At 33.6% G+C, this 11,330-nt stretch carries 16 protein-coding genes and 1 pseudogene; 10 read left to right on the top strand and 7 right to left on the bottom strand.

The window, feature by feature from the left end; all coding sequences use genetic code 11:
* Positions 1-608, top strand: a pseudogene (locus ACJML3_RS01785) (hypothetical protein); the annotation flags it as partial.
* Positions 609-754: 146 nt separating this feature from the next.
* Here ACJML3_RS01785 and yjgA read toward each other — a convergent pair.
* Genes yjgA through ACJML3_RS01755 form a run of 6 tightly spaced genes read right to left on the bottom strand, consistent with a single transcriptional unit; the run spans position 755 to position 4,288 of the window.
* The gene (yjgA, locus tag ACJML3_RS01780) at positions 755-1,315 is read right to left on the bottom strand and encodes a ribosome biogenesis factor YjgA (protein WP_406020104.1); all 561 of its coding nucleotides are present in this window, start codon (positions 1,313-1,315) and stop codon (positions 755-757) included.
* Complete coding sequence (locus tag ACJML3_RS01775) at positions 1,315-1,560, bottom strand: lipid asymmetry maintenance protein MlaB (protein WP_406020102.1); 246 nt, start codon at positions 1,558-1,560, stop codon at positions 1,315-1,317. Before ACJML3_RS01775 ends, yjgA begins: the two co-directional genes overlap by 1 nt.
* A 14-nt stretch (positions 1,561-1,574) precedes the next feature.
* Positions 1,575-2,180 (bottom strand): phospholipid-binding protein MlaC, encoded by a 606-nt coding sequence (locus ACJML3_RS01770; RefSeq protein ID WP_406020100.1) that lies wholly within the window; start codon positions 2,178-2,180, stop codon positions 1,575-1,577.
* A 19-nt stretch (positions 2,181-2,199) separates the two neighbouring features.
* The gene (gene mlaD / locus ACJML3_RS01765) at positions 2,200-2,709 is read right to left on the bottom strand and encodes an outer membrane lipid asymmetry maintenance protein MlaD (protein ID WP_406020098.1); all 510 of its coding nucleotides are present in this window, start codon (positions 2,707-2,709) and stop codon (positions 2,200-2,202) included.
* A 10-nt stretch (positions 2,710-2,719) separates the two neighbouring features.
* A complete protein-coding gene (mlaE, locus tag ACJML3_RS01760) occupies positions 2,720-3,493 on the bottom strand; it encodes a lipid asymmetry maintenance ABC transporter permease subunit MlaE (protein WP_406020096.1) in 774 nt (257 codons plus the stop codon).
* Positions 3,494-4,288, bottom strand: a complete 795-nt coding sequence (locus ACJML3_RS01755) for an ABC transporter ATP-binding protein (RefSeq protein WP_406020094.1) — start codon at positions 4,286-4,288, stop codon at positions 3,494-3,496.
* 186 nt (positions 4,289-4,474) lie between these two features.
* Here ACJML3_RS01755 and kdsC point away from each other — a divergent pair, with 186 nt between their 5' ends.
* The 9 genes from kdsC (at position 4,475) to ACJML3_RS01710 (ending at position 11,107) form a co-directional block, all read left to right on the top strand.
* Positions 4,475-5,038 (top strand): 3-deoxy-manno-octulosonate-8-phosphatase KdsC, encoded by a 564-nt coding sequence (gene kdsC / locus ACJML3_RS01750; RefSeq protein ID WP_406020092.1) that lies wholly within the window; start codon positions 4,475-4,477, stop codon positions 5,036-5,038.
* Positions 5,025-5,594, top strand: coding sequence for an LPS export ABC transporter periplasmic protein LptC (gene lptC, locus ACJML3_RS01745; protein ID WP_406020090.1), 570 nt, complete (start codon positions 5,025-5,027; stop codon positions 5,592-5,594). The genes kdsC and lptC overlap by 14 nt, the downstream gene beginning before the upstream one ends.
* Positions 5,566-6,096, top strand: a complete 531-nt coding sequence (gene lptA, locus ACJML3_RS01740; RefSeq protein WP_406020088.1) for a lipopolysaccharide transport periplasmic protein LptA — start codon at positions 5,566-5,568, stop codon at positions 6,094-6,096. Before lptC ends, lptA begins: the two co-directional genes overlap by 29 nt.
* A 14-nt stretch (positions 6,097-6,110) precedes the next feature.
* Complete coding sequence (gene lptB, locus ACJML3_RS01735; protein WP_406020086.1) at positions 6,111-6,836, top strand: LPS export ABC transporter ATP-binding protein; 726 nt, start codon at positions 6,111-6,113, stop codon at positions 6,834-6,836.
* A 20-nt stretch (positions 6,837-6,856) separates the two neighbouring features.
* Entirely contained in the window at positions 6,857-8,425 is a 1,569-nt protein-coding gene (locus ACJML3_RS01730) for an RNA polymerase factor sigma-54 (protein ID WP_406020084.1), read from the top strand.
* Between the two features lie 240 nt (positions 8,426-8,665).
* The gene (hpf, locus tag ACJML3_RS01725; protein ID WP_219938124.1) at positions 8,666-8,950 is read left to right on the top strand and encodes a ribosome hibernation-promoting factor, HPF/YfiA family; all 285 of its coding nucleotides are present in this window, start codon (positions 8,666-8,668) and stop codon (positions 8,948-8,950) included.
* A 66-nt stretch (positions 8,951-9,016) separates the two neighbouring features.
* Positions 9,017-9,526: a PTS sugar transporter subunit IIA gene (locus ACJML3_RS01720; protein WP_406020081.1), complete on the top strand. Its 510-nt coding sequence runs from the start codon at positions 9,017-9,019 to the stop codon at positions 9,524-9,526.
* An 8-nt stretch (positions 9,527-9,534) separates the two neighbouring features.
* Positions 9,535-10,434 (top strand): RNase adapter RapZ, encoded by a 900-nt coding sequence (gene rapZ / locus ACJML3_RS01715; protein ID WP_406020079.1) that lies wholly within the window; start codon positions 9,535-9,537, stop codon positions 10,432-10,434.
* A 4-nt stretch (positions 10,435-10,438) separates the two neighbouring features.
* Positions 10,439-11,107 carry a hypothetical protein gene (locus ACJML3_RS01710; RefSeq protein ID WP_406020078.1) on the top strand — a complete coding sequence of 223 codons (669 nt, stop codon included), beginning with the start codon at positions 10,439-10,441 and terminating at the stop codon, positions 11,105-11,107.
* A 19-nt stretch (positions 11,108-11,126) separates the two neighbouring features.
* Here the strand turns inward: ACJML3_RS01710 and ACJML3_RS01705 are convergent.
* The coding region (locus ACJML3_RS01705; protein WP_406020077.1) for a sigma factor-like helix-turn-helix DNA-binding protein at positions 11,127-11,330 on the bottom strand (204 nt) is incomplete at its 5' end.

Below are 11,330 nucleotides of genomic sequence, written 5' to 3'. Positions count from 1 at the left end.
ACTTCCCATCTCATGCAATGCCTAATTTCATGATAACCAATCATGATCTTGTTAGATTTGGCGATCTTATTCAAAGAGCAGATTTGCAAGACAGCTACTGGCAGAGAGTACATCTAGCTCTATCATTCTTAGCTCTTGTACCATCGGGTCCAATCACAAATTATTACGGAGAAGAAATTGGTCAGGAAGTCCCAAATTTCGATAAAAAAGTATCTGTTATGGATTTTTATGATGACCATGTTTCAAGAGATAATGGAAAAATTTCTGGTTTTACAAAACAAGAAGAACAGACAAAAAATCTTTTCTCATATCTAATGAAATTAAGATCAGAACATGACTCATTATCTAATGGAAAACTGTTTTTGCTAAAAGCAAACTCAGATATATTCTCTGTAAAAAAGACTCACTCAAATGACAGTGATTTCATATATGTAATGAACATTTCAAACGAAACAAAGCTTATTACAATATCAAAAGATATAGCTGATAAGAAAAAATATGAGAGACTTATTACCCAAAATGAAAAAACTCTTCAAGTAAACGAAGATGGGGATATACAGTTTATCCTAGAACCATTAAGTTTTGAGATCATAAAAAGTACTGACTAAGGAGTGAGATTAGGTCAGACAAATCTTTTATAACAGTGTTTTTTATAGAAAATTATATTTGAAAGTCTGACCACTATCTAAAAGAGAAATAACTATAATGAAGTTTACGGTTTAGGTAAGTGGTCAGACTAATAATTGAGAAGAAGTTACTTGATTAACTCGTTTGGTACGTCGATTCCTGCTTTTGTAAACTCACTCTTTAAGTATTTAAACAAAGCTCTGGAATTTGGCTTACTTGCTTCAAGATCACCTTCTGCTTCAACTTTTGCTTTCTTAACTAAAGTACGAAGCTTATTTCTGTCAATTTCCTTAATCAAAGAACAGACAGCATTTAGAACAGAAACATCACCAACTATTAGGTTTTCTCTTAATTTTTCAAAGCGCATTGTTCTAGGATCTTCCTTAGAAGATGCTCCAAGCATGTTAACCTGCTCTTCAAGTGAGGCGAAATCTTCACATGATCGCTGAATTTTAGCTACATACTGAAGCTGACGTCTTCTTTCATCACTTCTAGGTTTTAAAGATCTGGCAATGATTAAGGCCTCTTTAACCTGTGGATCTAAAACAAGTTTTTTAAAACTCTGATCGCCAAGGTCAGCAATCTTTTCAACAAGTTTTCTTAAGGCCTGAGCCTCTCGTTTATGTGCTGAACGACTTTGCTCGTCAGGTGCCTGATCAAAGCCTTCAAAATGTTCTTGTACAGCCATTAGTTTACAATCTCAAAAAGGACATTCAGTCTATAGGTTTTTATCAGATTAATAACATCTGACGGTGTGTTCAAAAGTTTAAGTTTTCTGTCTTCTCTGCTTTTTGCCCATTTAACTAGAAAGGCCATTCCTGCTGCATCAATTACTTTTAGGGATTTTAAATCAACACAGTCATCTTTGAAGTACTGATCTTTTTTCTCATAAATATCAGGTACTACATCAAAACTTAACTTTTCGAATTGCATATGATTCCTCAGTATTATTTGGTTTCGTTGCTATTAAGGATCTCAATAGCCTTTTCAATTCCCTGATTCTTAATAATAGGAGAAATCTCTGATACCTTTGATTCTAACATAGATATATTCTCTGCTACCATATCATATGCTTTCCATACATTTGTCTTTTTGTTCTTACGAAGTTTTAAAACAAGCTCTAAATCCTTCTTTCCTTCCTCATGAATATTCATCTTTACGGAAACTAAAGTTTCATCTGCAGGAACAGCTTTAACAGCTGATGGACTTATCTCCTGGCTTGTATATTTTGTCAGAACCTTAATAAAAGAATTCTTCATATTTTCAGCAAAAGCTTTTGTAAAATTTTCTCTTTGTTCTGCTGTTGTATTCTTCAAAGAAGTTCCTATCACCTTATATGCAGCGTACTTTACGTCAATATGAGGCATAAGGTTTTCGTTAATGATTTTTTCTGCTACTGCTCTGTCTGATAAAGAATCCTTGTTTGCCTTAATCTGAACAATTGTATTGTGAGCAACTGTGTTTGCAAGCTCATATGGATTTTCCTGAGCATTTGCGCAGTTAAAAGATAAAAGCGCTACAACTGCAACGAATAACTTTATTAAAGATTTCATAATTTGCTTTTCCTCTTAATTAGTTTATTTCTGCTTCTTTTTCAGCTTCTTTTTTCTTGTCCTGCTCTGAATTAAAGACAAATTTTGAAATTAGCTCTTCTAGAACTAAAGCAGAACCAGTGTCCTTAATATAGTCTCCATCTTTTAGATAGGTAGTTCCCATTTCCTCGTCATAAAAACCAGGTGTAATTGAAATATACTGTTCTCCAATAATACCTGCAGTCTGAATTGATGCCTTTGATTCAGAGGAAATTGTTGAATATCTGTTTTCGATGCCTATTTCAACAACAGGGGATAGAGTTTCCTTATCAAGACTAATAGCTGTTACTCTACCAATGAGCACACCACCAATCCTAACAGGAGCTCTTACGCGTAAAGAACCGATATTCTCAAATTTTGCATATACTCTATAATTTTTTGTATCGGTGTCCAATACTAAACCTGCTACCTTTAAAGCTAGAACTGTTGCAGCAATAATGCCTAGCAACATAAATAATCCAACAAAAATTTCTGCTTTTGCGTATTTCATTTTCTACTTCCTAAAACATTAAAGCTGTAAGGACAAAGTCCATTCCTAGAATTCCTAATGATGATTGAACCACAGTTGCTGTTGTGGCTCTGCTGATACCCTCTGAGGTAGGTTTACAATCATAACCGTTAAACAATGCTATCCAAGTGCAGACAAAACCAAAAGATACTGACTTTATTAACATCGGTACAAGATCTGCTCCTAATTCAACACTAGACTGCATTGAACTAAAATAGATTCCTTCATCAAGTCCTAACCAATCTACTCCTACAAGCTTGCCTCCATATATACCGACAAGACAGAACAGAATGGACAGGATTGGAAGGGAAATCATTCCAGCCCAAAATCTAGGAGCTACAATTCTATGAAGTGGATCAACAGCCATCATCTCCATAGCATTCAGCTGTTCAGATGCTTTTAACTGACCAATTTCTGCAGTTAAGGCTGAACCTGCTCTACCTGCAAATAATAGTGCTGTAACAACAGGACCTAATTCTCTGATTATAGATAAAGAAACAAGACTTCCAAGTGATCCTGTGGCCATAAAATCTTTAAGAATATTAAATCCTTGCAGACCTAAAACCATTCCTATAAACAGGCCAGATACAATAATGATAATTATGGACTGTACACCCACAAAATAAATCTGCATTACCAATAAAGGAAATGTCTTTTTTATACTTGGGAAAACAAACACTGTATGAAAAAACATAAGTGTTGATCTTCCAAGTGAAGATAATTTCTTTAAGAAATATCTTCCAAAAGAACCTACAAATTCTATCAATTAAAGCTCCTCAATATAATTATCTTCACCCTTAAGTTTATAAGCATATGGTCCATCAAAATCACCGCGAATAAACTGATTTACACGAGGATCTGTACTATTTAGTATTTCCTCTGGGGTTCCCTGACCTAGTACACTGCCTTCTGCAAGAATATACACATAATGAGCTATTTCTAGTATTTCTTTTACATCATGTGTAACCACAATCGAAGTCTTACCTAGAGATTTGTTTATATCAGAAATTAACTTTACTAATACACCCTTGGTAATAGGATCTTGACCAACAAATGGTTCATCATACATAACAAGGTCAGGATCAAGAGCAATAGATCTTGCTAGTGCAGCTCTTCTAGCCATACCACCTGACAGCTCTGATGGATATAGATTTGCAGCATGTCTCATACCAACAGCTTCAAGATTCATTAAAACAACATCTGCTAAGAGATCCTCTGAAAGTTTTGTATGTTCCCTTAATGGAAAGGCAACATTTTCAAAAACTGTCATATCTGCAAAAAGAGCTCCGCTTTGGAAAAGCATACTCATTCTTTCTCTTAATTTGTATAACTGCTTTCTTCTAAGAGAATGCACATTTATACCGTCAAATAGAATTTCACCCTTATCAGGCACAAGCTGAGCTCCTATAAGTCGAAGAATGGTGGTTTTTCCAGTACCTGAAGGACCTAGAATTGCAGTAATCTTTCCTTTAGGAATAGACAAGCTTAAATTCTTGTATATCTGTTTGTTCAAATAAGAAAAAGATACATCCTTTACTTCAATTAAACTTTCAAAATTCATTTTAACTATCCAAATACAGTTTTGATTACCATATTATAACTAGAACACCTTTTTTTAAATATAGGTACAATCTTGTATTTATTACTATTCATATTTTTTTTGCAATCAGTTCAATAATAAACTAACTTTTCTTAGTAAATGGCACATTACTTGCTATAATGGATGATAACTACTCAATGGGGTCATATGGAAAAGATTAATACTTGCTACGGCAAAATAGATCCAAATCTGCTATCACGATTATCTATAGTAAAACTATTGGTATTTGATGTTGATGGAACAATAACTGATGGCGGTATTTATTACGATAACGAATCTATTGAATTAAAAAAATTCAATGTTAAAGATGGATTCGGTATTGTTGCTCTGTTCAAGGAAGGAATTCACACAGCTGTAATCACAGGCAGACAGGCTCCTTTAGTTCAAAGAAGAATGAAAGATTTGAAAGTTGAACATGTAATGCAGGGACAGAGTGATAAAAAAGAGGCTCTTACAGAACTTTGCAAATCATTAAACATTGGTTTTGATGAGGTTGTTGCTATTGGCGATGACCTTAACGATATGCCTATGTTCAGAGTAGCGGGCGTCGTTGTATGTCCAAATGATGCTCATCCTTTCATAAAATCTAAATCAGATTATATTACTACCCTAAAAGGTGGATGTGGTGCAGTTCGTGAACTTTGCGATCTTATTTTAATGTCTAAGGGTATCATGAATTTTGATGGTGGATATGCAGATGAACGTTACTAAAAGATCGATTCTTATCGCTTTTGTTCTCAGTATTGTCTGTGGATTACTATATCTGTACACAAATACATTCTTTAAAACAAAGATTGTAATTCCTGAAGGATTACCGACTTTTATTGCTTATGATTCAACAATAAGCACTTATGGAAAAAGTGGAAAAGTTGAAAAATCATTAACTAGTACAAAACTTACATATTTCAATGATAGAAGTTTGTACTTTTTTGAAAATCCTCTTATAACAAGCTATACATATACAGACAAAGGTATGGATGTATGGCATCTGAAAGGTCAAAGAGGATCAATGCTATTAAATGAGTATGCAACAATCAGTGAAGATGTTGTCCTAACACCAGGTTTTGAAAATGCACCTATTCAGAAGGCAACAGCATTCAGTCTGAAATACGATTTTCACACAAACAAGATTACATCATCAGATACAGTTTCTATTTTTGGACAGGCATTCTCTACTGAAGGAACAGACTTCAGTTTTGACCTGACCAGTAATGTATTAGAATACAAGGGAAAACCAAATGCAATTTACTACCCTAAGAAGAAATAGTATTAAAGTAGCCATTTTATGCTTATCCCTATTTTCGACTAGTGCTTTTGCTCTTAAGGATGATACTTCACAGCCATTAAATATAGTTTCTAATGAGCAGCTAGCTGACTTTAATAACAATAAAGCAATATTTGTTGGAGAAGTTGTTGCAACACAGGGTTCTATTGAGATACACGCACAAAGAGCTGAGATTACAAGAAATAAAAATGGCGAATTAAAAGAGATTATTGCTTATGGAAAACCAACAACTTATAAGCAAACTCAGGATAATGGTAAAGTTATCAATTCGCGCTCTTCCATCATGAGATATATACCTGCAGAAAATCAGATAATTCTGATTGGCAAAGCAACCATATTTCAGGAAAACTCTCATGTAAATGGAGAAAAAATTGTTTATAACACTGTTACAAAACAATTAAAAGCTACAAACGGAAATGCCCAGAACGGAAGAGTTCAGAGTACATTTGTTCCAAACGAATTAAAAAATAAAAAAGAAGATTAAGTTAGATATTAAATATGAGTGAATTAAAAGCATTACACCTGCAGAAAACCTATAAAAAACGTACTGTAGTATCTGACGTTTCTATAAGCGTAAACAGTGGAACTATTGTTGGTTTACTTGGTCCAAACGGTGCTGGTAAAACAACATCATTCTATATGATAGTTGGTATTGTAAGTTCTGATGGTGGAAATGTTTATCTTGATGATAAAGATATTACTGCTCTTCCAATGCATGCTAGAGCTAAAGCTGGTGTTGGTTACTTACCTCAGGAAAACTCAATTTTCAGAAAACTTACTGTTTTCGAAAACCTGATGGGCGTGGTTGAGTTATTACCAAATCTTACTAAAGCAGAAAAGAAAGAAAATGTTGATATGCTGCTAGAAGAATTCAACATTACTAGACTTCGTGACAGCGTAGGTATGGCTCTATCAGGTGGTGAAAGACGTCGTGTTGAAATTGCAAGAGCACTTGCTGCACGACCAAAATTTATTCTTCTCGATGAACCTTTTGCTGGTGTTGATCCTATTTCTGTTGGTGACATCAAACAGATTATTATGCATCTAAAAGAAAGAGGTCTTGGAATTCTGATTACTGACCACAATGTTCGTGAAACATTGGATGTTTGCGAAAAATCATATATTGTTAATGCTGGTCAGATAATTGCAAAAGGATCACCACAAGAAGTACTGAATAATGATAAAGTAAAGGATGTATATCTAGGAAAGGATTTCTCTATGTAATTTAGTTATGGGTAAATTATATGGTTGGTCTTAATTTAAACTTAAAAACTCGTGCCACTCAGACACAAAGTCAGATGCTTACGCCTCAGATGCAGCAGGCGATTAAGCTTTTACAACTATCATCCATAGAATTACAACAACAAATCCGCCAGACTGTTGATCTTAATCCAATGCTCGAAATAGATGATGATTATCATTCATCTATGGAAGAATCATATGAGGATATGATTGCAAAAGAGAATTCAGAAAATGGTGAATATGATCCTTTCGATAATGATGCATCTATTAAAAGTCAGGAAATAGATGGTCTTGATAGTTCTGGCACCATAGATGAAAACGGAACCATTCAGTCTGAAAACAAAGATAATACAGTTCAGGATCCTAACTTAAACAGTCCCCAAGAATTAAGTAGAATTGATGATAACTACTCTGCTGCACCACGTGGTTCAAAAGGACTGGCCATTGATAATGACAGTGTTTATGAAGGAGAAACAGCAGAAACTCTTCAAGATCATCTTATGATGCAGCTTGAGTTGTCCCCTTTAGATGGAAATGACAAACTGATTGCTCATTCAATTATCGATGCCATTGACGATTCAGGTTATTTATCAGAATCAGTAGAAAGTATCTATGAATCGCTAAAAGACACTTTAATCAATATTGAACTAGAAGATGTTACAACTGTTTTAAAAATTGTTCAGCATTATGATCCTATAGGTGTTGGATCAAGAAATGTTCAAGAATGTCTTTTAATTCAGTTAAATGAATTACCTTCAGATACACCATACAAAGATACAGCAAGCAAACTTATTAAACTGTATATAAACCTTCTTGCAAACAAGGATTACAGAGGCATCTGCCAAAAGTTATCTCTCAAAGAAGAAGCACTAAAAAAGGTTCTGGCTCTTATTTGTTCTCTGAATCCAAGACCAGGCAATTTTTCTCCTTCTAAAAAAACAGATTTCATTATTCCTGATGTTATTGTCGTAAAAAGAAGCGATGGAAGCTATACAGCTGAATTAAATCCAAGTGCAAATACAAAGGTTCGCATAAACGAAGATTACAGAAATTATGCAAACCATGCTACAACAAAGGAAGAAAAACAATTCTTTAAGGATTACATGCAGGAAGCAAACTGGTTTATTCAAAGCATCGAAAAAAGAAATGAAACCTTACTGAAGGTATCAAGATGCATTGTTGAACATCAAAAAGAATTTATGGAAAAAGGTGCATGTGCTATGCAGCCTATGGTTCTCAATGATGTTGCAACAGAAATCAGCATGCATGAATCTACTATTTCTCGTATTACTACTCAAAAATTCATTTACACACCTCAAGGAACTTATGAGCTTAAATACTTCTTCTCCTCATCTGTAGGTTCAGAAGACGGATCTGAAGCATCTTCAACAGCAATTAAAGCTAAGATAAAAGAATTAGTTTCAGGTGAAGATCCTAAAAAACCTCTATCAGATAATAAAATTTCTGATTTACTAAATGAATGTGGTATGAATGTAGCTAGAAGAACAGTAGCAAAATACAGAGAAGCTATAGGTATTCCTGCATCATCTATGAGAAAACAGCTAATATAAGCCATTTATCAGAATAAATTGATGCTCGTATCTATAAATTTTTGATAATGCAAGATTTTTTTTACTTCTTTATTAAAAGGTTGAACATAATCTCGCTTTAATTCATATAAAGTAAATATTTCAAAAAATGTTACTTAAATACTTTTATTTTTTGATTTTATTACTATTATTAAAGTGTAGGTTACATAAAAATAACAACAATCAATCACCTGGCACTAAGATCAGGTTAAGGAAGTAAATATGGATATTAAAATTCACGGTGTTGGTACAACAGTAACTCAGTCATTAAAAGATTATGTTAATGACAAGTTCAAGCGTCTAGAGCGTAAAGGTGATATTATTACCTCAATCTCTATTACACTGACAGTAGAAAAGCTCGACCATATTGCGAAAGCTGATTTAGCTGTTGCTGGCGGAAATTTACACGCTGAACACACTGCCGAGAGTATGTATCCAGCTATTGACGGATTAATCGATAAGGTTGATGCTCAGCTAGTAAAATATAAGGACAAGCTCAAGTCATAATTATATTTTCTGCTTCGAGTTATCTGGCCCTGTATTAGCAGGGCCTTTTAGTTTGTAGGTGATAAATTGATAATACTTCCTGAAACCAAAATACTTGCACCTTTATTCTGTTTCAGCAAGAAAAGACTTTTTGAAGAAATCGCACAGTGCGCAGCTTCTATAATTAATACAGACGCTGATGATATAGTTGATGCACTGAATAAGAGAGAAACTTTAGGTTCAACTGTCTTTTATCCAGGCATATCTATTCCTCATACTGTATTCGAAGGAAAAACACCTTCCTTTGCAATTCTATGTATTCTCAATAAACCTATCACCTTTAATTCAATTGATGCCGATGAGCAGCTTATAGACATTGCTTTTAGTATGTTTTTTAATAAAAAAGACAATGTTGAAAAATCAGAAACTCTTTTACAGAATATAACAAAAGTACTATCAAATAATGATCTGCTAAACTCTTTGAGATTAGCTAAAAATGAAATTAAAAAGATAGAAATAATATTAAATCAGATAGACATATTGCTCGATAGCAGTCAACACATAATAGTTGACACAACAATGATCAATGAAAACTAGGTAATGATATGGAAAACAAAGTAGAACTAGTTGTAATTTCTGGTAGATCGGGCTCTGGTAAAACTGTTGCTTTACATGCCTTAGAAGATTTAGGTTTCTACTGTATTGATAATCTTCCACTTGCTTTCTTAAAAGATCTGATTGAAATGGCTAAGAAGACATATCCTAAAATTGCCGTTTCTATTGATATAAGAAACATTCCTTTAACAGAAGATTATTCTGAACTTAACGATATATATAATAAGACCATTCATGATCCCTTTGTAAATAGTACTGTTATCTTTATTGATGCAGATGATCAGGTTCTTATAAAAAGATATTCAGAGACAAGAAGACTTCATCCATTATCTTTATCCCTTCATAATCTTTCCTTAAAAGAAGCCATTGATAAAGAGACAGAACTTTTAAAAAATATATCTTCTGTTGCAGACTTAAGAATTGACTCAACAAATATGTCAATTCATGAGCTTTGTACACAGGTAATTACAACTATAAAAGGTAAACCTTTTAAGGAAGTTGCTGTTATTTTTGAATCTTTTGGATTCAAAGATGGTATTACCAAGGATGCTGATTTTGTTTTTGATGCAAGATTTCTTCCAAACCCTTATTGGGAACCTTCTATAAGAGAATACTGTGGACTTGAAAAGCCAATAAAGGATTATTTCTCCAATTATCCGGAAGTAGGTGCATATATAGACAAGATTGATGATCTTATCTATGGAATATTAAAACCAATAGAAAGTTCTGATAGAAGTTATCTAACTGTAGCAATCGGCTGTACCGGCGGTTTTCACAGATCTGTTTATATTGCCCAAAGTCTAGCAGATAGATTTATAAAACGTGGTGTCAGCGTAAAAATAAGACATAGAAGTCTTATTAAAAAGAACATAAAGGGAGCTATCAGGTAACAGTATGATATCCAATGCAATAAACTACTATATTGTAAATAAGAATTCTTTTGATGAACAGTTTAGAATTAGACTTCACCGCTCATTGAGCTGGTTGAAAAAAGCACGTATTTTTTATACAGAGTCAGAAGACAATCTTGATTTTACTTTTATCAGTTTATGGATATCTTTCAATGCTATCTACGGTAGAGATCTTTGTGGATCGTTAAAAGAAGGTGACAAGGAAAGATTTAAAACTTTCATAAGAGATATCTGCTATCTGGATACAGAAAAATCACTTAATAACATTGTCTGGAACAAGTTTTCAAAGTGCATAAACATGATCCTAAAAAATCATTACACATATCAGAAATATTGGGATTATGTTAACGGCGATAAATATGCCGAAAACTGGGAAGAATCTTTTAAAAATATAAATAACGTGGCTATAGGTTGCCTAGAAAAACAGGACACCGAAACACTTTTGGCACTGGTTTTTGACAGACTATATACAATACGAAATCAGCTTGTGCATGGTGGTGCTACATGTGGAAGTGTAAAAAACAGAATTCAGATCGATGATGGTGCCGAATTCTTAATGGAGATCATTCCACAGATGCTCATCATTATGATGAAAAATCCAGATAAAAGCGAAAACTGGGGAAAACCCTTTTATCCTCCAATCAAAGAATAAAAAAGTTATAAAATTCTTTTTAATCTCTCTTTTTATGAGAAATTAGAATCTTTTCTGAAGAAGGATTATCAAGTTCTCTTTCTCTTAGAATAATCTCTTTAACCTTTTTCATTGCAGAGTTTTCAATCTGCCTTACTCTCTCTACAGAAACCTTTAATTCAGAAGAAAGATCCTGTAAAGTCGCTTTTTCATCATCAAGCCATCTTCTCTTGAGAATATATTT

Origin of the sequence: Succinivibrio sp., from assembly GCF_045124615.1 — a bacterium.
Lineage (GTDB): Bacteria > Pseudomonadota > Gammaproteobacteria > Enterobacterales > Succinivibrionaceae > Succinivibrio > Succinivibrio faecicola.
Note: the sequence above shows the minus strand (reverse complement) of the source record. Positions and strands in the feature narration are given on the sequence as shown.